Source organism: Paenibacillus sp. FSL L8-0158 (assembly GCF_038592965.1).
GTDB lineage: Bacteria > Bacillota > Bacilli > Paenibacillales > Paenibacillaceae > Paenibacillus > Paenibacillus polymyxa_D.
The window spans coordinates 5,084,872-5,107,258 of sequence record NZ_CP151949.1 but is presented as its reverse complement, the minus strand read 5'-3'; the positions used below and the strand labels follow the sequence as shown (position 1 = coordinate 5,107,258).

Genomic DNA, 22,387 nt, shown 5'->3' with positions numbered 1-22,387 from the left:
AGTATTTTAACAATAATCAAGGAGGTGCAACGAACGATGAAGTTACATGAGCTTTCCCCAGCTCCAGGCTCCCGCAAAGAACGTAAACGTTTGGGTCGTGGTCCTAGTAGCGGTACGGGTAAAACTTCTGGTCGTGGTCATAAAGGTCAAAACGCTCGTTCCGGCGGTGGTGTACGTCCGGGCTTCGAGGGTGGTCAAAACCCACTGTATCGTCGCTTGCCTAAACGCGGTTTCGTAAATCCTACTCGTAAAGAGTATGCGGTTTTGAATATCGAAGATTTGAACAGTTTTGCAGCGGGTACAGAAGTAAGCCCTGAGTTTTTGCTGAACAATGGCATTGTGAAAAACGCCAAATCCGGAATTAAAATTCTGGGTAACGGTGAAATCACTGTGAAATTGACAGTTAAAGCGAACAAGTTCTCTCAATCTGCGGTAGAGAAAATTGAAGCTGCCGGCGGTAAAACCGAGGTGATCTAATGTTCAAGACCCTGAAAAATATATGGCGGGTTGAGGATCTTAGAACCCGAATCCTGTTCACCCTGTTTATACTCTTTGTATATCGTATTGGCTCCTTCGTGCCGGTTCCCGGCGTGAACAAGCAAGTCTTTACTTCTCAGGATCAAGCAGGAAGCGAGTTGTTTGGACTCCTTAACACCTTCTCAGGGGGCGCATTGTATCAGTTTTCGATCTTTGCCCTCGGGATTATGCCATATATTACAGCGTCCATCATTGTACAGTTGCTGTCAATGGACGTGATTCCGAAACTTGCGGAATGGGCTAAACAAGGAGAGCATGGTAAAAAGAAGTTGGCTCAAATTACGCGTTATGGTACGGTAATACTTGGCCTGATTCAAGCATTCGGAACGTCGATTGGCTTTAATCGACTGTACGGTGCAGCGATGATTCCAGGAGCCACTTTTGCAGATTATCTGGTCATTGCCATTGTGCTTACAGCAGGAACTACGTTCCTTATGTGGCTCGGTGAGCAAATTACCGAAAAGGGAATCGGCAATGGTATCTCTATTGTTATCTTCGCAGGGATTGCGGCGGGTATTCCAAGACATATTCGGACGGTTGTAGAATCTCAGTTTATTCAGGCTGATCAGCTGTTTATGAATATTCTGAAGGCAATTATAATTGCTCTGGTGATTGTTCTGATTATTGTTGGTGTTATCTACATCCAGCAAGGTATTCGGAAAATCCCGGTACAATACGCGAAACGTGTAGTTGGCAACAAAATGTACGGTGGCCAGAATACGCATATTCCGATGAAAATTAATGCGGCAGGCGTTATTCCGGTAATCTTTGCGGTATCATTGCTGCAATTCCCGACAATTATTGCGAGTTTCTGGGCAGATCATGTTTGGGCTAAGTGGGTTACCACTTACTTGTATTATGACAAGCCGCTGGGCATGGTTTTGTATGTCGTAATGATTATCGGTTTCACATTCTTCTATACCTTTGTACAGATGAATCCGCAGCAAATGGCCGACAATATGAAGAAAAACGGCGGTTATATTCCGGGAATTCGTCCGGGTAAAGCCACGGAGAAATACTTGACACGAGTAATGTCACGTTTGACAATGACAGGAGCTTTGTTTCTGGCTGTCATATCCGTTTTGCCGGTATTCTTCGGTTCGCTTTCGGGCTTGCCTCGTTCCGTGCAAATTGGCGGTACTTCATTGCTCATCATCATTGGTGTAGCATTGGATACAATGAAGCAAATCGAAAGCCAACTGATCAAACGCCATTACAAAGGCTTCATCAACAAATAGGCAATAGGTACCGGCTTAGGATGTTCGCATGCTTACCGGCACCTTTTGTGCTGTTTCTTGTGTAGGGGTCGTCTTGAGGAGTGACAGATTGTGAATATTTTGATCATGGGCCCTCCGGGGGCTGGTAAAGGTACACAAGCAGATGTCATTGTGAAGGAATTCGGCATTCCTCATATCTCGACAGGTGATGCTTTTCGCCTAGCGATGAAACAGGGAACACCTATTGGCATTAAAGCTAAAGAATATATCGACAAGGGTGAACTTGTTCCGGATGACGTAACAATCGGCATCGTTGAAGAACGGCTACAACAGCCAGATTGCAAGAAAGGGTTCTTGCTGGACGGTTTTCCAAGAACTTTGGCTCAGGCTGAAGCCTTGGATCAAATTTTGGGTCGTTTGAATACGAAGCTAGATGACGTTATCAACTTGAAAGTGGATAGTGACAACTTGTTGGCACGAATCACAGGACGGCGGGTTTGTAAAAGCTGCGGAACTAGCTATCATATTGTCTTTAATCCTCCTAAGGTTGAAGGCATTTGCGACAAAGACGGTGGGGAACTCTATCAGCGTCCTGACGATAATGAAGATAGCGTAAGAACACGACTTGACGAATATAGTAATAAAACAGCACCACTCCTCACGTTTTATGAGAACCAGAATCTTCTGCGTCATATCGACGGAGAACAGGATATTGATGTGGTTTCCCAAAATATCGTGTCCTTGTTGCGGGGTTAGCTGTAATGATCATTTGCAAGTCGGGGACGGAATCAAGCTTTATGAGGAAAGCTGAGAGAATAGTTACGGAAACGGATCATTTCTTGGCAGGACACATCGAGCCCGGTATTACGACCGGTGAACTTGATCATTTAGCTGATCGGTATATTCGCAGTCAGGGAGCTGTGCCGTCTTTTAAAGGTTATAACGGTTTTCCTGCTAGCATTTGCGCTTCAGTCAACGAACAACTGGTGCACGGATTTCCCGGCAAACGCAAGTTAAACAAAGGCGATATCATCGCGAAAACTCGCCAGTTTACAATGTCGCATGCCATTCGGCAATATATTGAGAATCCAAACCGTGGTATTCCTGAGCAGGGGCCGAGGCTGAAAACCGGCATTGTGCTGGCTATTGAATCTATGATTCAAATAGGTTCTCACCATGTAGGGACGCTGGAAGACAACTGGACGGTCGTTACGATGAACGTAACCTCATGTGCTCATAACGAGCAAGCGGTGACGTGCGGAACGGACGGCATGGACATTTTCACGAAACTGAGTGCGTAGGTGATTGGAATGATTCAGCAAGGAAACCTGCAAATCGGTCAGCTGGTGAAGATTCTGAAAGGCAGAGGTGCCGGACAGATTGCGGTTGTCGTTTCAGTAGCAGATAGCAGGTTTGTATATATTGCGGATGGGGATAAACGAAAGTTTGATCAAGCGAAGAAGAAAAATGTTCTTCATTTGATGCCTCAGCCAAAGATTAGTAGCGAGATTGTAAACAGTTTAAACGAAAGCGGTCGGGTGACGAATGGAAAGCTGCGCCATGCAGTGAAAACTTTCCTGGATTCGTCCGAATACCAAGCTGAAGAGAAAGGAGACTGACTTTGGCCAAAGAAGATGTCATTGAGGTTGAAGGTACGGTAATCGAGCCACTGCCGAACGCTACGTTCAAGGTAGAGCTGGAGAACGGTCATCAAATTCTTGCTCATGTTTCCGGAAAGCTGCGGATGCACTTTATCCGTATTTTGACAGGCGACAAGGTGGTTGTACAGTTATCGCCTTACGATTTAACCAAAGGCCGTATAACGTACCGCAAGTAATTCATGCAGGTTTTTATTAAACGTATATCATTTAAAAAAACTTGTTTTGCTCGGCAAAACGATGTGAATGTTCACGAAGCGAGTTTTACCAGGGTAAAGCTTGGAGGAGGTAATCAACATGAAGGTAAGACCTTCTGTAAAACCTATTTGCGAAAAATGCAAAGTCATTCGCCGCAAAGGGAATGTAATGGTTATTTGCGAAAATCCGAAACACAAACAAAAACAAGGTTAATAGAAGGGGGTGTAGCGTAAAATGGCTCGTATAGCTGGTGTGGATTTGCCACGTGACAAACGCGTTGAGATCGCCTTGACTTACATTTTCGGAATCGGTAAAACGACTTCTCAGAAAATCTTGAAGGAAACAGGCATCAGTGCAAACACGCGTGTTCGTGATTTGACTGAAGATGAAGTGAGCAAATTACGTGAAACGATCGACAAAGAAGTTAAAGTAGAAGGCGATCTGCGTCGTGAAATTTCCTTGAATATTAAACGTCTGACTGAGATTGGCTGCTACCGTGGTGTTCGTCACCGTCGTGGGTTGCCTGTTCGCGGACAACGTACTAAAACTAATGCTCGTACCCGTAAAGGTCCTCGTCGGACTGTAGCGAACAAAAAGAAATAAGAAGGGAGGATAACATTCAATGGCTAAACCGAAAAAAGTTGTACGTACAAAACGCCGTGACCGTAAAAATATCGAGACTGGCGTGGCACACATCCGTTCCACGTTCAACAACACGATCGTTACGATCACAGATCCACACGGTAACGCAATCTCTTGGGCCAGCTCAGGCGGCATGGGATTCCGTGGTTCCCGTAAATCTACTCCATTCGCAGCGCAAATGGCCGCAGAAACTGCTGCTAAAGCTGCTATGGAACACGGCATGAAAACTGTCGAAGTCATGGTTAAAGGACCTGGTGCAGGTCGCGAAGCAGCAATCCGCTCTTTGCAAGCTGCTGGTTTGGAAGTTAACCTGATCAAAGACGTAACTCCGGTACCTCATAACGGATGCCGTCCTCCAAAACGTCGTCGCGTCTAATGAGATTTCTCCTCTGCGTGTAGTATAGATCCGGCACAAACTGCCAAGAATGGATGTTTAGGTATACTGCATGATAGACTATGGATAAGGTGAATGTTTCATATAGGAGCGACGTTTTGAAGGAGGGATATTGCAGTGATAGAAATCGAAAAGCCGAAAATTGAGACGGTTGACGTCAATGATGATGGCACCTATGGAAAATTCGTAGTAGAACCGCTGGAACGCGGATACGGTACGACGCTGGGAAACTCGCTTCGCCGTATTCTGTTATCCTCGTTACCGGGGGCAGCAGTCACATCGGTTCAAATCGATGGGGTTCTGCACGAGTTTGCAACGGTTCCCGGTGTGAAGGAAGACGTAACGGAGATCATTCTGAACTTGAAAGCTTTATCGCTTAAAATCCACTCGGATGAAGAGAAAGTACTCGAAATCGATGCGGAAGGCGAAGGAGTTGTAACGGCAGGAGATATCCGTGCGGATAGTGATGTGGAAATTCTTAATCCGGATCTTCACATTGCTACGCTCGGACCGGGTTCGAGACTTCACATGCGTATTTTTGCCAATCGCGGTCGCGGTTACGTTAAGCAGGATCGGAACAAACGTGATGACCAGCCGATCGGCGTCATTCCCGTCGACTCCATCTACACTCCGATTGCACGCGTGAACTACGGCGTAGAAAATACGCGTGTCGGCCAGGTTACGAATTATGACAAGCTGACACTTGAGGTTTGGACTGACGGAAGTATTCGTCCCGAGGAAGCAGTGAGCCTTGGAGCCAAAATTTTGACCGAGCATGTGATGTTGTTCGTGGGTCTCACGGACGAGGCTAAAGATGCTGAAATTATGGTTGAAAAAGAAGAAGACAAGAAAGAAAAAGTTCTTGAAATGACGATCGAAGAGCTGGATCTCTCCGTCCGTTCCTATAACTGCCTTAAGCGCGCTGGTATCAATACGGTACAAGAACTCACGACTAAATCTGAAGAAGATATGATGAAGGTCCGTAACTTGGGTCGCAAATCTTTGGAAGAAGTACAAGAGAAGCTCGAGGAACTTGGTTTAGGACTTCGTACGGAAGAATAGTACAGCAACGTTTTTGTGAAGGAGGGGAAATTACATGGCATACCAAAAATTGGGCCGTAACTCCAGTGCCCGTAAAGCTTTGTTTCGTGATTTGGTAACCGATCTGTTCTTGTATGAGCGTATCCAAACTACTGAGGCTAAAGCAAAAGAAGTTCGTTCTATTGCTGAAAAACTGATCACCAAAGCGAAAAAAGGAGATCTGCACGCACGTCGTCAAGTGGCTGCGTTCGTTCGCCGTGAAACTTTGGATGGTGAGCAGGATGCAATCCAAAAGCTGTTTAGCGAATTGGCTACACGTTACACTGAGCGTCCAGGTGGATACACTCGTATCTTGAAATTGGGACCTCGTCGTGGCGACGCCGCTCCAATGGTATATCTGGAATTGGTTGACCGCGCGTAAACAGGCGAAGATGAGGGAAGGGTGGACAGAATCGGCTTGATTCTGAACAACCCTTTTTTTCTCTTGGAGGAGTCCTTGAGGGGCTTCTCCTTTGTTATGTTCGGTTATTCCTTGTAAGGCCAGAGACTACCCCTATAAAGGTGTGAGAAGCATGCGGAACTTGTGCATGAAGGTGAACTATGACGGAACCCACTATGATGGCTTTCAGACGCAGCCTAACGGTAACACCATTCAGGACTGCCTTGAACATGCTATCTACTCATTGACGGGCGAGCGTCTTAAAATTACAGGCTCAGGCCGTACAGATGCAGGTGTACATGCATACGGGCAGGTATTCAATTTTCACACTGAATCGCCGATTCCAATACAGCGCTGGTGTCTGGCACTTAATGCCTGGTTGCCTCGTGATATCATCGTTACGGATGCGAGAGAGGTGCCAATGTCCTTTCATGCACGCCGCATGGCGAAGCGGAAGACATATCGGTACAGTATTAATGCGAACCGGTTTCCGGACATCTTTCACCGTCGTACACAGGCCCATCATCCAACGAGTTTGGATGTAAGAGCGATGGAGGAAGGGTTGGCTCATTTAGTTGGCACCTTTGATTATACTTCGTTCGCATCTCGACGTTCCCAAAAGACGAATCATGTTCGCACTATTTACGAAGCCTATATGACAGTAGACCATTCCTTTTCACGTCCGGGCTCGGATGATCAGGGAATTATCCATACTTATATTACAGGTAGCGGATTTTTGCAGCACATGGTTCGGATTATTATGGGGACTTTGCTGGAAGTGGGAGAAGGCAAAAAATCGTCGGATGATATTCCTTCCATTTTGGAGGCGAAAAGTCGTTCAAAGGCTGGACCTACGGCTGTTGGACACGCTTTAACGCTCTGGAATGTAGAGTACGACGAAAACATCAAAAAACATTGATTTTACCCTTGCGGAATTGATGGTTATCCTGTAATATAAAAGTTGTGTTTTCTTAATGGCTTTCCCACAGCCCCAATTAAGATAATCACTTTAAAGTAACATCTAATCCATCAATAATGCAGCAACTTAACGAACGAAGATAAATGATGATTTCTGTTAACGAACTTAAGGAGGATACTTTTCATGCGTACTACGTATATGGCGAAGCCAAATGAAGTTGAGCGCAACTGGCACATCATTGATGCCGAAGGCAAAACGCTCGGCCGTCTGGCAAGCGAAGCGGCTGCGTTGATTCGCGGCAAACACAAGCCACAATTTACACCACATGTGGACACAGGTGATTTTGTTGTTGTAATCAATGCGGAAAAAATCGTATTGACCGGTAAAAAAATGGAGAACAAGAAATACTACCGTCACTCCCTGCATCCGGGTGGTCTGAAAGTAACGGTTGCACAAGAAATGGTTAAGAACAAGCCTGAGCGTATGTTGGAATTGGCTGTTCACGGTATGCTTCCTAAAACTCGTCAAGGCGAGAAAATGAAGCTGAGACTTAAAGCTTACAGAGGCACTGAGCATCCACATGCAGCACAAAAACCTGAAGTTTACGAACTTCGCGGATAATTAAAAGGGAGGACAGTTTCATGGCACAAGTACAATACTATGGGACAGGTCGTCGTAAACATTCGGTAGCTCGTGTTCGTCTCGTACCGGGTGAAGGACGCATTGTCATCAATAAGCGTGATATTAATGAATATTTCGGTTTGGAAACTCTCAAACTGATCGTAAAACAACCACTGAACCTGACAGAAACAGTTGGCAGCTATGACGTACTCGTTATCGCTCATGGTGGTGGTATCTCTGGTCAAGCCGGCGCAATTCGCCACGGTATTTCCCGTGCTCTGTTAAAAGCAGATCCGGAATTCCGCCCAGCTTTGAAAAAAGCAGGATTCTTGACTCGTGACCCACGTATGAAAGAACGTAAAAAATACGGTCTCAAAGCCGCTCGTCGTGCACCACAGTTCTCGAAACGTTAATATTTCGAATACAGAAGAACCTTTTCCTTATGGAAAGGGTTCTTTTTTAATTTCCTAATCATTATCCACATGTGGATAAGTAGCCTAGTCTAAAGCTATGAGTTTCAGCATGTTTCAGCGAATACATAAATAACCGCATGCAAATGCACGGTAAACGAAAAGTTATCCACGATGGAATTGAAGATGATATTGTTATACACAAATACAGTTTGCTATTTCAACGTAGTTTATTCTGTAATGTTTATAACCTGTGACTAAATATATTGTCCGGCAATTTAGTTTAGCCTGATCTTAATATTCTTGGTAAATGCTGTTCCGCGAGGATACTTTGCTTCACCTGTTTATGTAAAGTCCTCCTTGATATGTTCTAGCGGGCACTGTCTATGCCTCTTGTAGAGCTGTTTTGGGCGCAGCTAGGGATACGGCAAGGAATACCTCTTTTTATTTGTGTGCACTGAGCAGAAGGACGATCCTTAGCCTAGCACTGTCCGTTGTCTAGGCTGCTGCATTGCAACGGCGATGTACATATTACTGGTAATGGAAATAGTCTACACAGTAATCGCCCTAAACTATAACCAGGAGCACTATGTATTGTCCGACTGTTTACCCTCATAAAATCGCTCTTCATTGATGACAGGCTTTAAAAAGGCTTCCAGTAGCGATAGAGCCTTGTTTATGTCCAGTGGATCAATTGTTCGGTAATTGCCTCTACAAGCGCTATAGGATTGGATAGAGGCATAATAAGAGTTCAGCGCGCAGTCATTTCTTTTATAATTTCCACAATGAAGGCATCGCTGACGCCAGAGCTCCAGAATAGTATAGTGGGTTTTATCTGGCTAAAAAATTCGAGTAAATGCTATTTCGCTTTTGCCCTCTTCTGAACTTATCCACATACGGACTTCATCTTTTGAATGCAAAATAAGAATTCTGAAGCCTAAAGGTATTTTCAAATCCCTCAGTTGGCGCCCTTCGATAATCTTAGATTCAGAAACGATGCTTGTTATCTTCTATAGATGGTTTTGCATGATCAAGTAACCCAAAGCTGTTCAGTATTACCGATGGCTGCCTCGCACTGGGCCAGGATTAGGATACGCTGCTCCTAGTTGACTCTAAAGCATTTTACTCAGAAAATCCGCAAGCAGACGTTAAGTACAAAAAAACATTTTGGCTATACAAATCATTCAACCAAGTGATTTTACGTAGCATGATAGGTTGTCAAAAAAATGCTTATCCGTACGTTCGGTTTGCTCTTCCAAAGTCACCATAGGGAATATTCCTTCAAGGACCAAACTACTTCCATATGTTGTTGTATAAGAAAGGCCTTTTTTTAAAAGCGTACTGTTAGTACATCTTTGTCTTCGACAGAGTGGAGAACAAGCCATCTTTCTTGACTGAAAAAATCCCTAATTCAAGCATACTTTCAGCTACAATAGTTACCTTTAGTAACCAAAGAGCCTATGGACCATTCTCAAATGTTTGGTATAAGAATATTTTATATAAAGTCAATGAACATGGTTGGATATGCAAGAAAGCATTAAAGAATGCTGACAGAACAACATTCCTGCAAATTTGGGTGGATAAATGCTTCCATCAGGACACTTTGCCTTGGATTGACAATGATTATGAAAGTTTTATACTGTATTTAATCTTATTAGTTTAGTCGGCATTGGAGCAACACTTATTTATGAATCTTCATATGGAGGCGCATTGATAATGAATTTATTGGAGAAAGAAGCGTTGATTAGAGTCAAGGCAATTGAACTGGAAGAGGCTACGCCAGAGGAAATTATCCAGTATGCTGTTCTTACATTTCCCAATCTTACCTTTGCTTGTAGCTTCGGAGCAGAAGATGTGGTACTAGTAGACATGCTTCAAAAAATTAGCCCTTCCACCGACATTTTTTACTTGGACACCGACTTTCATTTTCAAGAAACTTACGATACGCGAGATCAGATGGAAGCCAGATATAACTTGGATTTTGTTAGGGTCTCTCCCTTAATTACTCCTGAAGAGCAAGCGGCAGAGCATGGGGAGGAACTGTGGAGAACAGATCCTAACACATGTTGTGGTATACGCAAAGTTGAGCCGCTGACACGCATTTTGTCACAATACGATGCATGGATTACCGGTATTCGTCGGGATCAGGCCCCTACTCGTGCGAATTCAAAAAAGGTAGAGTATGATGAAAAGTTTGGACTCGTTAAATTTAACCCCTTGGCAAGCTGGACATCCGAGGATGTATGGAACTATATCCGCACTCATGAAGTGTTGTATAATCCATTGCATGACCGCAACTATCCCAGTATCGGTTGTGAGCAATGTACCCGTGAAGTCCTACCAGGTGAAGACCCTCGTGCAGGTCGCTGGTCAGGCAATGAGAAAACGGAGTGTGGGCTCCATAAATAAAATGGTATTCAGGTAGCTATGAGTCGTATTTATAAGAGAAGGGAAGTGCATTATGACTGCTATTCTTCCGCATGGCGGAACACTTGTTGATAAAATCATTACAGGCCCGGAGCAAAAAGCGCTTTTGCAGACTGCGAGGGAATTGTTTCCTATCCGTGTAAACTCATGGACCATTTCTGATCTGGATTTAATTGGAGTGGGTGCTTTCTCTCCTTTGACGGGGTTTATGAATGAATCTGATTATCGGTCGGTGGTAACAGATATGCGTCTTGCCGATGGTACAGTCTGGAGTATTCCCATTACTCTTGCAGTTGTAGACAGTGTAGCCAGTGAACTGAAATTAGGTCAGCAGGTTGCTTTGGTGGGTGAAACAGACGGTACTATTTATGCTGTACTTGATATTGAGAGTATTTATCAGGTTGATCAGGCTGAGGAAGCCAGACGAGTATTCAAGACGGATGACCCGGCTCATCCTGGCGTAAACAAACTATTAGATCGACCTGCTACGTATGTTGGTGGATCTGTGCAAGTGCTGAATCGGCCGGAACCCACACAATTTAGTGAGTTTTATTACACACCATCACAGACACGCGACTATTTTGCAGAAAAAGGCTGGAAAACAGTGGTTGGTTTTCAAACACGAAATCCAGTACACCGGGCCCATGAGTACATCCAAAAAAGCGCGATGGAGATTGTGGATGCTTTGTTTCTAAACCCACTCGTTGGTGAAACCAAGTCAGATGACGTTCCGGCAGATGTGCGCATGAAGAGCTATCTGGTGCTGCTGGACAATTATTATCCGGCTGATCGGACTTTTCTGGGGGTATTTCCTGCTGCTATGCGATACGCGGGTCCTAGAGAGGCTATTTTCCATGCTATTGTGCGAAAGAACTACGGTTGCACCCATTTTATAGTTGGAAGGGATCATGCCGGTGTAGGAGACTATTATGGTACCTACGAAGCACAGGAAATTTTCAGGCACTTTACACCTGAAGAACTGGGGATTACTCCATTGTTCTTTGAACACAGCTTTTATTGCACCCGATGTGGAAATATGGCCTCAAGTAAAACATGCCCACATCCCAAGGAGCACCATTTGACGCTCTCGGGCACCAAGGTACGGGAATTGTTGCGCTCTGGAGTTTGCCCGCCACCTGAATTTACACGACCGGAAGTCGCTCAAGTGCTGATTGAAGGTATGAAAGAATTTGTTCATGCCTGAGTTGTACTATCTACACGCCTCGTCCCATATAGATTATTAGTATCTGTATAGGACGGAGGCGTTTTGTTATGCAAAAAAATAATCGTAAACACGAGGTTACACTGTGGATTCGCTATCGGACGTTGCAAAAAATGCTGTTGGGCTGTTGTCTCGCCGTTCTATTTATTACACTGGCATTGTATGAGATACCTGCTTCGAGAGCTTGGACCCATTGGAGTTTACCCCTTACAGGTAAAGTAATTGCCATAGATGCTGGACACGGAGGGCCTGATGGAGGGGCGGTTAGCAAAGAAGGGATTATTGAAAAGGATATTAATCTGGCAATCGCTTTTTATTTGCGGGATTATTTACAGCAAGCAGGTGCTGTTGTTGTCATGACACGTGAGGATGACCGCGACCTGGCGCAGCAAGAAACGAAAGGTTATTCCAGAAGAAAAACGGAGGATTTGAAGCAGCGTGTGCGTATAATTGAGGAGCAGAAAGCAGACCTCTTTCTAAGTATTCATATGAACAGTATCCCGTCGAGCCGTTGGAGTGGAGCCCAGACCTTTTACGTACCTAACCATGCAGATAACGAGAATTTGGCGTCTTTAATTCAGGAAGAGATCAAACGCAACTTGGAAAATACGGACAGAGTGGCTAAGACCGTGAACACAGTTTATTTATTGAAAGCTCTCAAAATGCCATCAGCCCTTGTAGAAGTCGGATTTTTGTCCCATCCAGAGGAAGCTAGACGACTAAGTGACGTGAACTATCAAAGGCAGGTGGCGGCGTCCATATATAAGGGGATTTTGCGTTACTGTGCCGGGGAAAAGGGGATCTCATCAGCACCTGAGACCAGATAGTGGTATACTGTAAGTGTTTGCCACTCCGTAAATTCATCAAAGCAGAGGTGCTGATAAATTATGCAATCAAGAGAGCAAGTTATAGAGCTACTTCAACAAGTACGGGAGCCTCATACAGGACGCCGTCTAGTCGATCTCCATTTTATTCGGGATGTGGTTGTTAAAGAGGATCGTGTATCATTGACCGCTATTAGTCTGAATAACCAGGAAGAGACGCTTGCAGAACTGGAGCGGGAAATCCGGCAGACTTTAGAAGAGGCGGGATTAAGCCACGTCCATATTCGTATTCGTGAGGCATCTGAGCATGAAAAGTCCGCAATTCAAGCTGGGGAGAATACCGAGGACGCCGCTGACCTGGTTTTGACCAAAGGACATGCTGTCGGTATGGAAGAACATGAGCTGCTTAACCCAGCATCTGGCGTCCGGTTTATTGCTATTGCAAGCGGAAAGGGGGGCGTCGGAAAGTCGACAGTAGCTGTCAATTTGGCTGCTGCTTTAGCTAGACAGGGGAAGCGTGTAGGTCTAATTGATGCCGATATCTATGGATTTAGCGTGCCGGATATGATCGGAGTGGAGGATGTTCCTTCTGTCGAAGAGGGTATCATTCAGCCGGTGGAACGATTCGGTATCAAAATCATGTCTATGGGCTTCTTTGTCAGAGAGAACAATCCGGTGATTTGGAGAGGCCCCATGCTGGGGAGAATGCTCAGACAGTTTTTTAGCGATGTTGCATGGGGACAACTGGATTACATGATACTCGATTTACCACCAGGGACTGGAGATGTAGCGCTTGACGTACATCAAATGATTCCCCAGAGTGAAGAAATCATTGTCACTACTCCACATGCGACAGCAGCCTTTGTAGCTGCACGTGCAGGGGCTATGGCACTCCAAACCGATCATAAGGTCATTGGTGTTGTGGAGAACATGTCCTATTATGTATCCTCCACTGGAGAAAAGGACTATGTTTTTGGACGTGGTGGCGGGGCTATGCTGGCAGATACCCTTCATACGAAACTACTGGCGCAAATTCCGCTGGGTATCCCAGATAATCACCCTTCAGAAGCCGACTTTTCTCCATCCGTATATAAATCCGAGTCGGCGACAGGGGCAATTTACAATGATATTGCTGCTCAAATTACGACGTTGCACGCTGATTCTGAATAAGAAAAAAGGCTGGTTGTTGAACCAGCCTTTTTATTATTGGCCTCCTCCTTGTTCTCCTTCGCCTCCACCACTACCGCCACCATCTTGCTTCTGATCACCAGAGCCACCTTGCTCACCGCTTTTTTTCTCAACCTTAGGTTGGAGTTCCTCTTGTACGACAGTTTTAAGTAAATTCATGACTTCAAGCCGAAAAATCGGATTCTGCATGGCATCATGCATGACTGTCATAGATTGTTTGCGATATTCAGGGGTTTTAGTTAAGTCCATATACATCTTGGTCAGTTCTGGCGACTTAAGCATCGCTTCAATAGATTTTTGATAAGAAGGGTCTTTTATAAGTTGCATATGAAGCTGCTTGCTTTGGCTGTTGATGGCTTTGGCAAATTCTCCGGCAAAACGCGGATCAGTCATAATTTTTTCGATTTCTTTTTTATATTCAGGTGATATCAAAGTATCTTTGACTGCGATCTTCATCTGTTCAGCCGATTGCATGGGCATAAGCATTTTCATTCCCATGCTGCCGCCAGATCCACCACCAGACCCTCCACCAGACCCGCCGTCTTCACTGCTTTGACCGGATTGTCCTTCTTTTGAAGTGCTTTCCCCGGTTAATGCCTCCTCTACGGCTTTTTTTCCGTCATCGCTTTTCAAGATATCGACAACCATCGTTTTCATCTCTTTGTAACTGTTCTGGGGGGGCGCAGAACCCTGATCCGAGCCGCAACCGCTCAGTGCAACGCCCAGTACGCATACCATGCTAACAAATCGCAAACGAGTCCAATTCATGGCCGTATTCCTCCTTCATCATGAATGTGGATAGTATGCGGATGAATGGGGAGAAATATGTCGATTTACTTTTGGTTTTTAGCTGAGAACGATGTAAAATAACTCCTTAAAGACTCAGTGCCTGATCGCGTACCTCTTTGCCTTTTACTGTACCCTGTTGAAGCAGTTCAGATACAGTCACGAATTCATAGCCCTGTGCGCGCAACTTGTCGATAATGACGGGCAAGGCTTCATGCGTTTGTTTACAGGAATCACTGGCATGCAGAAGGACGATATCGCCAGGATGCGCTTTATTTACAACACGGTCGATTATGACCTGAGTACCAGGGTTTTTCCAGTCCAGGGAATCTGTATCCCACTGAATGGTTTTGTAGCCTAAAGTGCCGGCAACCTGAAGGACTCGTTTATCAAAGTCGCCATTAGGCATACGGATCAACTTCGGGGACTGTCCCGTCAGTTCGGTTAATGTGGTATGAGCAATTGAAATCTGCTTACGAATATCTTCATCGCTTAAGCTACTGTAATTTTCGTGTTTATGGCCATGACTACCGATCTCAAATCCACTTTCTTTAATCTGATTCACAAGCTCTGGATGTGTTTTACTCCAAGGGGCAGAAAGAAAAAAGGTGGACTTGGTCACTTTCTTATCCTCAAGGACTTTTAAGATGGGGGCAGTGCGCTTATCACCCCAACTAATATCAAAGGTGAGAGCGATCAACTTTTTGTCCGTGGGTACACTATAAATAGCGGTTGGTGCTTCTTCGGAAAAAACCGTAACATTATCGGTTTCTACATAAATGACTCCAACAGTAAAGACGGCTGCAGCCATTACGATTAAGAATCGTTTGATTTTTTTACCGTTCAATACATAGAAAAAAGAATTCATGGTTAATAACGCTCCTTTCATCCTAGAAGTGCTTGTTTACTTAAAGCTATGCCGGGGGTTGTCAATTATTCCATTAGACTAATAGGAGGAATTATCAAATGGGACTAAAAGCATTTTTTCACGATTTACACGCGACAAGACGGTTAATTTTAATCTCTGTACTTCTTTTCTGCACAAGTATTGTAGTGGGATGGTTAAGTACAGGCACTATTCAATCCATGCTGGCGCAACAAATGGAGGGGCTGGGAGAAGTAGCGCAGCGCTTGCAGAATTCTGAGCATCCACAATGGAGTTTTTTTGTATTTATCTTTTTTAATAATGCAATTAAATGTGTGCTGGTGATATTTATGGGGGCTGTATTTGGAACCGTACCGTTTGTATTTCTAATTGTGAACGGTATGGTTTTAGGGTTTGTAGTCCACTTGCAGACAGATATGGGAAGAAGTATGTATGAAGTTGTTGTAAAAGGATTACTGCCTCACGGTGTGATTGAATTGCCTGTTTTGATTATCGCCTGTGCCTTCGGATTGAAGTTTGGAATCAACATAATATCTACTATAGGTACAAGCATAGGGCTAAAGCGCAGAGGAACTGGCCCATCGTGGGATGTATTTATGAAACAAACGTTGAGGGTGTCTATATGGTCTGTCATCTTACTACTTATAGCAGCTGCAATTGAGAGCGGCATAACTTATCGTTTATTGTCACAATAAAATATTATGACCAATTATTTATATATTTCCTGAAATTTGAACATAACAAAGGGGAGAGCTAAAGAAAAGCTGAAGATTAATCGGGATAAGTTTGAAACCTTAGCAGTTGAGTTTAAAAACAGGTAAAGATTGGAACAATAGTTGAGCAAATATAAGTACTATATAATCTGCTGATAAGGGAGTATGGTCATATGTTGGGAATGCTGTTTAACGAAAAAGAATGCAAGGAACTTGACTACGTTCTTCGTAAGGAGCTAGATGAAATGCTGCTTGATATGAGCGATACTCGATTGGATCAAGATATTCGCTACGCAATCGCACTTCGATATAAAACAGTCTTCCGCATGTATGCCCGTTTTGCACCCGCTAAGGAACTATCAAAATATGCTCGCAGAGGGCGAGTCCCACAAACCAAGCAATGAAAAGGTAGAAACTATATCAGATATCAGGAAGTAAACTATTTTAAAAAGCTTATACTTTCTGATATCAAAAAAAGTATTGACTCTATTCAATATTCATGGTAAATTAACTTTCGTTCCTTTTTGAAGGATTTGCTCGAAAAAAAAGAAATTAAAAAAACTCTTGCAAATCTTTAAAAGAGATGATATATTATAAAGGTCGCCACTGAGACGCGGTGACGAAACAAAGTAAGACATTATGCAGGTTTGATCTTTGAAAACTGAACAACGAGTGAGTACGGATTTTGCTTGCAAAATCCAACGCTGAAGTTTTGGTACATGCCATCAGGCTGTATAAAATGGAAGCAAACAAGAGATATTTTATCTCGTCAGTTTCAAAATGAGTTTATCGCTCTTTCTATAAACCAACTTCGGTTGGTCTTTAATGGAGAGTTTGATCCTGGCTCAGGACGAACGCTGGCGGCGTGCCTAATACATGCAAGTCGAGCGGGATTGTTTAGAAGCTTGCTTCTAAACAATCTAGCGGCGGACGGGTGAGTAACACGTAGGCAACCTGCCCACAAGACAGGGATAACTACCGGAAACGGTAGCTAATACCCGATACATCCTTTTCCTGCATGGGCGAAGGAGGAAAGACGGAGCAATCTGTCACTTGTGGATGGGCCTGCGGCGCATTAGCTAGTTGGTGGGGTAAAGGCCTACCAAGGCGACGATGCGTAGCCGACCTGAGAGGGTGATCGGCCACACTGGGACTGAGACACGGCCCAGACTCCTACGGGAGGCAGCAGTAGGGAATCTTCCGCAATGGGCGAAAGCCTGACGGAGCAACGCCGCGTGAGTGATGAAGGTTTTCGGATCGTAAAGCTCTGTTGCCAGGGAAGAACGTCTTGTAGAGTAACTGCTACAAGAGTGACGGTACCTGAGAAGAAAGCCCCGGCTAACTACGTGCCAGCAGCCGCGGTAATACGTAGGGGGCAAGCGTTGTCCGGAATTATTGGGCGTAAAGCGCGCGCAGGCGGCTCTTTAAGTCTGGTGTTTAATCCCGAGGCTCAACTTCGGGTCGCACTGGAAACTGGGGAGCTTGAGTGCAGAAGAGGAGAGTGGAATTCCACGTGTAGCGGTGAAATGCGTAGAGATGTGGAGGAACACCAGTGGCGAAGGCGACTCTCTGGGCTGTAACTGACGCTGAGGCGCGAAAGCGTGGGGAGCAAACAGGATTAGATACCCTGGTAGTCCACGCCGTAAACGATGAATGCTAGGTGTTAGGGGTTTCGATACCCTTGGTGCCGAAGTTAACACATTAAGCATTCCGCCTGGGGAGTACGGTCGCAAGACTGAAACTCAAAGGAATTGACGGGGACCCGCACAAGCAGTGGAGTATGTGGTTTAATTCGAAGCAACGCGAAGAACCTTACCAGGTCTTGACATCCCTCTGACCGGTCTAGAGATAGGCCTTTCCTTCGGGACAGAGGAGACAGGTGGTGCATGGTTGTCGTCAGCTCGTGTCGTGAGATGTTGGGTTAAGTCCCGCAACGAGCGCAACCCTTATGCTTAGTTGCCAGCAGGTCAAGCTGGGCACTCTAAGCAGACTGCCGGTGACAAACCGGAGGAAGGTGGGGATGACGTCAAATCATCATGCCCCTTATGACCTGGGCTACACACGTACTACAATGGCCGGTACAACGGGAAGCGAAATCGCGAGGTGGAGCCAATCCTAGAAAAGCCGGTCTCAGTTCGGATTGTAGGCTGCAACTCGCCTACATGAAGTCGGAATTGCTAGTAATCGCGGATCAGCATGCCGCGGTGAATACGTTCCCGGGTCTTGTACACACCGCCCGTCACACCACGAGAGTTTACAACACCCGAAGTCGGTGGGGTAACCCGCAAGGGAGCCAGCCGCCGAAGGTGGGGTAGATGATTGGGGTGAAGTCGTAACAAGGTAGCCGTATCGGAAGGTGCGGCTGGATCACCTCCTTTCTATGGAGAATCGTTTCCTGCAATGGAAACATTCAAATATGAAGCGTAAGCTTCAAAACTCAGGTTTAGGCCTGTTACTCACTCGTTGCTCAGTTTTGAGAGCTCAAACTCTCGAACGTTTGGTGGCGATAGCGGAGGGGTTCCACACGTACCCATCCCGAACACGACCGTTAAGCCCTCCAGCGCCGATGGTACTTGGACCGCAGGGTCCTGGGAGAGTAGGACGTCGCCAAGCGCAACCACTAAAGAAGAATTTCTTTGGTGGTTTATTATGGGCCCTTAGCTCAGCTGGTTAGAGCGCACCCCTGATAAGGGTGAGGTCGGTGGTTCGAGTCCACTAGGGCCCACCATATAACTTTATATTTCCTTTTGGGGCCATAGCTCAGCTGGGAGAGCGCCTGCCTTGCAAGCAGGAGGTCAGCGGTTCGATCCCGCTTGGCTCCACCAAAAAAAGCTGCATGAATATCATCCACTCGGTTGAGATGGACGGATGTTCGCACAGGCTACAGTTTCGTTGAAACTGTATTGCACCTTGAAAACTGGATACCGAAACGAAATTGCGTTTTAGAATATTCCTTTAAGCTGATCTTGTGTAAACAAGTGAAATAAAGGTAGCTGCCTTGAACTTCATTCACACGTAAGTGTTGAACCGAAATTCAAAGCAAATCGTATTTACGATGTAAATACTAGGTTAAGCTACAAAGAGCACACGGAGGATGCCTAGGCGCCAGGAGCCGACGAAGGACGTGGCGAACAACGATAAGGCCTCGGGGAGCTGTAAGCAAGCTTTGATCCGGGGATGTCCGAATGGGGAAACCCGGCTGTCTTCATCGACAGTCACTACTCACTGAATTCATAGGTGAGTGAGAGGCAGACCAGGGGAACTGAAACATCTAAGTACCCTGAGGAAGAGAAAACAATAGTGATTCCGTCAGTAGCGGCGAGCGAACGCGGATTAGCCCAAACCAAGGAGCTTGCTCCTTGGGGTTGTGGGACGTCTCACATGGAGTTACAAAGGAACCGGTTAGATGAAGAGGTCTGGAAAGGCCCGCCAGAGAAGGTAAAAGCCCTGTAATTCAAAACTTGTTCTCTCCGAGACGGATCCCGAGTAGTGCGGGGCACGTGAAACCCCGTATGAATCCGGCAGGACCATCTGTCAAGGCTAAATACTCCCTGGCGACCGATAGTGAAGCAGTACCGTGAGGGAAAGGTGAAAAGCACCCCGGAAGGGGAGTGAAATAGATCCTGAAACCGTGTGCTTACAAGAAGTCAGAGCCCGATCTATGGGTGATGGCGTGCCTTTTGTAGAATGAACCGGCGAGTTACGTTCCCGTGCAAGGTTAAGGTGAAGAGCTGAAGCCGCAGCGAAAGCGAGTCTGAATAGGGCGAATGAGTACGTGGACGTAGACCCGAAACCGGGTGATCTACCCCTGTCCAGGGTGAAGGTGCGGTAACACGCACTGGAGGCCCGAACCCACGCATGTTGAAAAATGCGGGGATGAGGTGGGGGTAGCGGAGAAATTCCAATCGAACCCGGAGATAGCTGGTTCTCCCCGAAATAGCTTTAGGGCTAGCCTCGGAAAGAAGAATCGTGGAGGTAGAGCACTGATTGGGTGCGGGGCCCGCAAGGGTTACCAAGCTCAGTCAAACTCCGAATGCCATAGATTTAGTTCCGGGAGTCAGACAGTGAGTGCTAAGATCCATTGTCGAAAGGGAAACAGCCCAGACCATCAGCTAAGGTCCCCAAGTGTGTGTTAAGTGGGAAAGGATGTGGAGTTGCACAGACAACCAGGATGTTGGCTTAGAAGCAGCCACCATTGAAAGAGTGCGTAATAGCTCACTGGTCGAGTGACTCTGCGCCGAAAATGTAACGGGGCTAAACACACCACCGAAGCTATGGCTTGATGCATTGCATCAGGGGTAGGGGAGCGTTGAATGCGGGTTGAAGGTGTACCGTAAGGAGCGCTGGACTGCATTCAAGTGAGAATGCCGGTATGAGTAACGAAAAGATCTGTGAGAATCAGATCCGCCGAAAGCCTAAGGGTTCCTGAGGAAGGTTCGTCCGCTCAGGGTAAGTCGGGACCTAAGGCGAGGCCGATAGGCGTAGTCGAAGGACAACAGGTCGAAATTCCTGTACCACCGTAATCCGTTATGAGCGATGGGGTGACGCAGTAGGGTAGTGACGCGGACTGATGGATGTCCGTCTAAGCAGTGAGGCTGGTGTGTAGGCAAATCCGCACATCGTAAGGCTGGGCTGTGATGGGGAGCGAAAATTATAGTAGCGAAGGTCATGATCTCAGACTGCCAAGAAAAGCCTCTAGCCAGGAGAAGGTGCCCGTACCGCAAACCGACACAGGTAGGCGAGAAGAGAATTCTAAGGCGCGCGGAAGAACTCTCGTTAAGGAACTCGGCAAAATGACCCCGTAACTTCGGGAGAAGGGGTGCCTCGGTAGGGTGAATAGCCCGAGGGGGCCGCAGTGAAAAGGCCCAAGCGACTGTTTAGCAAAAACACAGGTCTGTGCGAAGCCGCAAGGCGAAGTATACGGGCTGACGCCTGCCCGGTGCTGGAAGGTTAAGGGGAGTGGTAAGCTCTTCGGAGCGAAGCTATGAACCGAAGCCCCAGTAAACGGCGGCCGTAACTATAACGGTCCTAAGGTAGCGAAATTCCTTGTCAGGTAAATTCTGACCCGCACGAATGGCGTAACGACTTGGGCGCTGTCTCAACGAGAGATCCGGTGAAATTTTAATACCTGTGAAGATGCAGGTTACCCGCGACAAGACGGAAAGACCCCATGGAGCTTTACTGCAGCTTGATATTGAATTTGGGTACGATCTGTACAGGATAGGTGGGAGCCGTTGAACTTTGAGCGCCAGCTTAAGGGGAGGCATCCTTGGGATACCACCCTGATCGTATCTAGGTTCTAACTTGGTACCGTGATCCGGTACGAGGACAGTGTCAGGTGGGCAGTTTGACTGGGGCGGTCGCCTCCTAAAGAGTAACGGAGGCGCCCCAAGGTTCCCTCAGAATGGTTGGAAATCATTCGAAGAGTGCAAAGGCAGAAGGGAGCTTGACTGCGAGACCTACAAGTCGAGCAGGGACGAAAGTCGGGCTTAGTGATCCGGTGGTACCGCATGGAAGGGCCATCGCTCAACGGATAAAAGCTACCCTGGGGATAACAGGCTTATCTCCCCCAAGAGTCCACATCGACGGGGAGGTTTGGCACCTCGATGTCGGCTCATCGCATCCTGGGGCTGAAGTAGGTCCCAAGGGTTGGGCTGTTCGCCCATTAAAGCGGTACGCGAGCTGGGTTCAGAACGTCGTGAGACAGTTCGGTCCCTATCTGTCGTGGGCGTAGGAAATTTGAGAGGAGCTGTCCTTAGTACGAGAGGACCGGGATGGACGTACCGCTGGTGTACCAGTTGTTCCGCCAGGAGCACCGCTGGGTAGCTATGTACGGAAGGGATAAGCGCTGAAAGCATCTAAGCGTGAAGCCCCCCTCAAGATGAGATTTCCCAGTATGTAAGACCCCTTGAAGACGACGAGGTAGATAGGTTGGGGGTGGAAGTGCAGTAATGCATGGAGCTGACCAATACTAATCGGTCGAGGGCTTATCCTAAGATAAAACGCAAATAAGTTTCGGATCCAGTTTTCAGGGTGTAACCTTGAACGTATGTACAAGTGACATACGACAAGCGCATGGCTATTCATTCACACGATAAGTGATGAACCGAATAACCATACGGAAGAATTTGCGTAGCAAATTCATGTTTGGTGGCGATAGCGGAGGGGTTCCACACGTACCCATCCCGAACACGACCGTTAAGCCCTCCAGCGCCGATGGTACTTGGACCGCAGGGTCCTGGGAGAGTAGGACGTCGCCAAGCAG

The 22,387-nt window shown here is 46.3% G+C and carries 22 protein-coding genes, 2 tRNA genes and 4 rRNA genes; 26 read left to right on the top strand and 2 right to left on the bottom strand.

The window, feature by feature from the left end:
- Positions 1-36: 36 nt before the first annotated feature.
- The 18 genes from rplO (at position 37) to NSQ68_RS22535 (ending at position 13,719) form a co-directional block, all read left to right on the top strand.
- Complete coding sequence (gene rplO, locus NSQ68_RS22620; RefSeq protein ID WP_013312149.1) at positions 37-477, top strand: 50S ribosomal protein L15; 441 nt, start codon at positions 37-39, stop codon at positions 475-477.
- Positions 477-1,775, top strand: a complete 1,299-nt coding sequence (gene secY / locus NSQ68_RS22615) for a preprotein translocase subunit SecY (protein WP_013312148.1) — start codon at positions 477-479, stop codon at positions 1,773-1,775. Before rplO ends, secY begins: the two co-directional genes overlap by 1 nt.
- Positions 1,776-1,865: 90 nt before the next feature.
- Complete coding sequence (locus tag NSQ68_RS22610) at positions 1,866-2,510, top strand: adenylate kinase (protein ID WP_013312147.1); 645 nt, start codon at positions 1,866-1,868, stop codon at positions 2,508-2,510.
- Positions 2,511-2,515: 5 nt separating this feature from the next.
- Entirely contained in the window at positions 2,516-3,055 is a 540-nt protein-coding gene (locus NSQ68_RS22605; RefSeq protein WP_307354347.1) for a M24 family metallopeptidase, read from the top strand.
- Between the two features lie 9 nt (positions 3,056-3,064).
- Positions 3,065-3,373, top strand: coding sequence for a KOW domain-containing RNA-binding protein (locus NSQ68_RS22600; RefSeq protein WP_307354345.1), 309 nt, complete (start codon positions 3,065-3,067; stop codon positions 3,371-3,373).
- 2 nt (positions 3,374-3,375) lie between these two features.
- Positions 3,376-3,591: a translation initiation factor IF-1 gene (gene infA / locus NSQ68_RS22595; RefSeq protein WP_006212898.1), complete on the top strand. Its 216-nt coding sequence runs from the start codon at positions 3,376-3,378 to the stop codon at positions 3,589-3,591.
- A 118-nt stretch (positions 3,592-3,709) separates the two neighbouring features.
- Positions 3,710-3,823, top strand: coding sequence for a 50S ribosomal protein L36 (rpmJ, locus tag NSQ68_RS22590; RefSeq protein WP_003333770.1), 114 nt, complete (start codon positions 3,710-3,712; stop codon positions 3,821-3,823).
- Positions 3,824-3,844: 21 nt separating this feature from the next.
- Positions 3,845-4,213: a 30S ribosomal protein S13 gene (rpsM, locus tag NSQ68_RS22585; RefSeq protein ID WP_007432560.1), complete on the top strand. Its 369-nt coding sequence runs from the start codon at positions 3,845-3,847 to the stop codon at positions 4,211-4,213.
- A 19-nt stretch (positions 4,214-4,232) separates the two neighbouring features.
- Positions 4,233-4,628 carry a 30S ribosomal protein S11 gene (gene rpsK / locus NSQ68_RS22580; protein WP_013312144.1) on the top strand — a complete coding sequence of 132 codons (396 nt, stop codon included), beginning with the start codon at positions 4,233-4,235 and terminating at the stop codon, positions 4,626-4,628.
- A gap of 135 nt (positions 4,629-4,763) precedes the next feature.
- Entirely contained in the window at positions 4,764-5,708 is a 945-nt protein-coding gene (locus NSQ68_RS22575) for a DNA-directed RNA polymerase subunit alpha (RefSeq protein ID WP_007432558.1), read from the top strand.
- Positions 5,709-5,742: 34 nt separating this feature from the next.
- Entirely contained in the window at positions 5,743-6,108 is a 366-nt protein-coding gene (gene rplQ, locus NSQ68_RS22570; protein ID WP_013312143.1) for a 50S ribosomal protein L17, read from the top strand.
- Positions 6,109-6,259: 151 nt separating this feature from the next.
- Positions 6,260-7,045 (top strand): tRNA pseudouridine(38-40) synthase TruA, encoded by a 786-nt coding sequence (truA, locus tag NSQ68_RS22565; RefSeq protein WP_165150811.1) that lies wholly within the window; start codon positions 6,260-6,262, stop codon positions 7,043-7,045.
- A gap of 183 nt (positions 7,046-7,228) precedes the next feature.
- Positions 7,229-7,666, top strand: a complete 438-nt coding sequence (gene rplM, locus NSQ68_RS22560) for a 50S ribosomal protein L13 (protein WP_013312141.1) — start codon at positions 7,229-7,231, stop codon at positions 7,664-7,666.
- 20 nt (positions 7,667-7,686) lie between these two features.
- Positions 7,687-8,079: a 30S ribosomal protein S9 gene (gene rpsI, locus NSQ68_RS22555; RefSeq protein WP_013312140.1), complete on the top strand. Its 393-nt coding sequence runs from the start codon at positions 7,687-7,689 to the stop codon at positions 8,077-8,079.
- Positions 8,080-9,792: 1,713 nt separating this feature from the next.
- A complete protein-coding gene (locus tag NSQ68_RS22550; protein ID WP_342427238.1) occupies positions 9,793-10,485 on the top strand; it encodes a phosphoadenylyl-sulfate reductase in 693 nt (230 codons plus the stop codon).
- A gap of 52 nt (positions 10,486-10,537) precedes the next feature.
- A complete protein-coding gene (gene sat / locus NSQ68_RS22545; RefSeq protein WP_342427237.1) occupies positions 10,538-11,707 on the top strand; it encodes a sulfate adenylyltransferase in 1,170 nt (389 codons plus the stop codon).
- Positions 11,708-11,775: 68 nt separating this feature from the next.
- Positions 11,776-12,552, top strand: coding sequence for an N-acetylmuramoyl-L-alanine amidase CwlD (cwlD, locus tag NSQ68_RS22540; RefSeq protein ID WP_342427236.1), 777 nt, complete (start codon positions 11,776-11,778; stop codon positions 12,550-12,552).
- 60 nt (positions 12,553-12,612) lie between these two features.
- The gene (locus tag NSQ68_RS22535) at positions 12,613-13,719 is read left to right on the top strand and encodes an Mrp/NBP35 family ATP-binding protein (RefSeq protein WP_342427235.1); all 1,107 of its coding nucleotides are present in this window, start codon (positions 12,613-12,615) and stop codon (positions 13,717-13,719) included.
- Positions 13,720-13,752: 33 nt separating this feature from the next.
- Here NSQ68_RS22535 and gerD read toward each other — a convergent pair whose 3' ends face one another.
- Together gerD and pdaB are read right to left on the bottom strand one after the other, a co-directional pair.
- Positions 13,753-14,505, bottom strand: a complete 753-nt coding sequence (gerD, locus tag NSQ68_RS22530) for a spore germination lipoprotein GerD (protein ID WP_307354336.1) — start codon at positions 14,503-14,505, stop codon at positions 13,753-13,755.
- Positions 14,506-14,611: 106 nt separating this feature from the next.
- Entirely contained in the window at positions 14,612-15,391 is a 780-nt protein-coding gene (pdaB, locus tag NSQ68_RS22525; RefSeq protein ID WP_342427234.1) for a polysaccharide deacetylase family sporulation protein PdaB, read from the bottom strand.
- A gap of 98 nt (positions 15,392-15,489) precedes the next feature.
- Between pdaB and NSQ68_RS22520 the strand changes: the two genes are divergently transcribed.
- The 8 genes from NSQ68_RS22520 (at position 15,490) to rrf (NSQ68_RS22485) (ending at position 22,385) form a co-directional block, all read left to right on the top strand.
- Positions 15,490-16,104 carry a stage II sporulation protein M gene (locus tag NSQ68_RS22520; protein WP_342427233.1) on the top strand — a complete coding sequence of 205 codons (615 nt, stop codon included), beginning with the start codon at positions 15,490-15,492 and terminating at the stop codon, positions 16,102-16,104.
- Between the two features lie 191 nt (positions 16,105-16,295).
- Positions 16,296-16,526, top strand: a complete 231-nt coding sequence (locus NSQ68_RS22515) for a hypothetical protein (RefSeq protein WP_013312131.1) — start codon at positions 16,296-16,298, stop codon at positions 16,524-16,526.
- Between the two features lie 418 nt (positions 16,527-16,944).
- A 16S ribosomal RNA gene (locus NSQ68_RS22510) occupies positions 16,945-18,500 on the top strand.
- 118 nt (positions 18,501-18,618) lie between these two features.
- Positions 18,619-18,735 (top strand): 5S ribosomal RNA (rrf, locus tag NSQ68_RS22505).
- Between the two features lie 38 nt (positions 18,736-18,773).
- Positions 18,774-18,850 (top strand) — tRNA-Ile (locus NSQ68_RS22500).
- 21 nt (positions 18,851-18,871) lie between these two features.
- Positions 18,872-18,947: transfer RNA gene (locus NSQ68_RS22495), tRNA-Ala, on the top strand.
- A 242-nt stretch (positions 18,948-19,189) separates the two neighbouring features.
- Positions 19,190-22,117: ribosomal RNA gene (locus NSQ68_RS22490) — 23S ribosomal RNA — on the top strand.
- 151 nt (positions 22,118-22,268) lie between these two features.
- A 5S ribosomal RNA gene (gene rrf / locus NSQ68_RS22485) occupies positions 22,269-22,385 on the top strand.
- Together the 16S, 23S and 5S rRNA genes with 2 tRNA genes alongside form the textbook arrangement of a ribosomal RNA operon.
- The last annotated feature ends 2 nt before the right edge of the window (positions 22,386-22,387 follow it).

What these genes read in the sequence shown, in the direction of transcription:
- rplO (WP_013312149.1), top strand. Translation starts at nt 37, where the DNA reads ATGAAGTTACATGAGCTTTCCCCAGCTCCAGGCTCCCGCAAAGAACGT.
- secY (WP_013312148.1), top strand. Translation starts at nt 477, where the DNA reads ATGTTCAAGACCCTGAAAAATATATGGCGGGTTGAGGATCTTAGAACC.
- NSQ68_RS22605 (WP_307354347.1), top strand. Translation starts at nt 2,516, where the DNA reads ATGATCATTTGCAAGTCGGGGACGGAATCAAGCTTTATGAGGAAAGCT.
- NSQ68_RS22600 (WP_307354345.1), top strand. Translation starts at nt 3,065, where the DNA reads ATGATTCAGCAAGGAAACCTGCAAATCGGTCAGCTGGTGAAGATTCTG.
- rpmJ (WP_003333770.1), top strand. Translation starts at nt 3,710, where the DNA reads ATGAAGGTAAGACCTTCTGTAAAACCTATTTGCGAAAAATGCAAAGTC.
- rpsM (WP_007432560.1), top strand. Translation starts at nt 3,845, where the DNA reads ATGGCTCGTATAGCTGGTGTGGATTTGCCACGTGACAAACGCGTTGAG.
- rpsK (WP_013312144.1), top strand. Translation starts at nt 4,233, where the DNA reads ATGGCTAAACCGAAAAAAGTTGTACGTACAAAACGCCGTGACCGTAAA.
- rplQ (WP_013312143.1), top strand. Translation starts at nt 5,743, where the DNA reads ATGGCATACCAAAAATTGGGCCGTAACTCCAGTGCCCGTAAAGCTTTG.
- truA (WP_165150811.1), top strand. Translation starts at nt 6,260, where the DNA reads ATGCGGAACTTGTGCATGAAGGTGAACTATGACGGAACCCACTATGAT.
- rplM (WP_013312141.1), top strand. Translation starts at nt 7,229, where the DNA reads ATGCGTACTACGTATATGGCGAAGCCAAATGAAGTTGAGCGCAACTGG.
- rpsI (WP_013312140.1), top strand. Translation starts at nt 7,687, where the DNA reads ATGGCACAAGTACAATACTATGGGACAGGTCGTCGTAAACATTCGGTA.
- NSQ68_RS22550 (WP_342427238.1), top strand. Translation starts at nt 9,793, where the DNA reads ATGAATTTATTGGAGAAAGAAGCGTTGATTAGAGTCAAGGCAATTGAA.
- sat (WP_342427237.1), top strand. Translation starts at nt 10,538, where the DNA reads ATGACTGCTATTCTTCCGCATGGCGGAACACTTGTTGATAAAATCATT.
- cwlD (WP_342427236.1), top strand. Translation starts at nt 11,776, where the DNA reads ATGCAAAAAAATAATCGTAAACACGAGGTTACACTGTGGATTCGCTAT.
- NSQ68_RS22535 (WP_342427235.1), top strand. Translation starts at nt 12,613, where the DNA reads ATGCAATCAAGAGAGCAAGTTATAGAGCTACTTCAACAAGTACGGGAG.
- gerD (WP_307354336.1), bottom strand. Translation starts at nt 14,505, where the DNA reads ATGAATTGGACTCGTTTGCGATTTGTTAGCATGGTATGCGTACTGGGC.
- pdaB (WP_342427234.1), bottom strand. Translation starts at nt 15,391, where the DNA reads ATGAATTCTTTTTTCTATGTATTGAACGGTAAAAAAATCAAACGATTC.
- NSQ68_RS22520 (WP_342427233.1), top strand. Translation starts at nt 15,490, where the DNA reads ATGGGACTAAAAGCATTTTTTCACGATTTACACGCGACAAGACGGTTA.
- NSQ68_RS22515 (WP_013312131.1), top strand. Translation starts at nt 16,296, where the DNA reads ATGTTGGGAATGCTGTTTAACGAAAAAGAATGCAAGGAACTTGACTAC.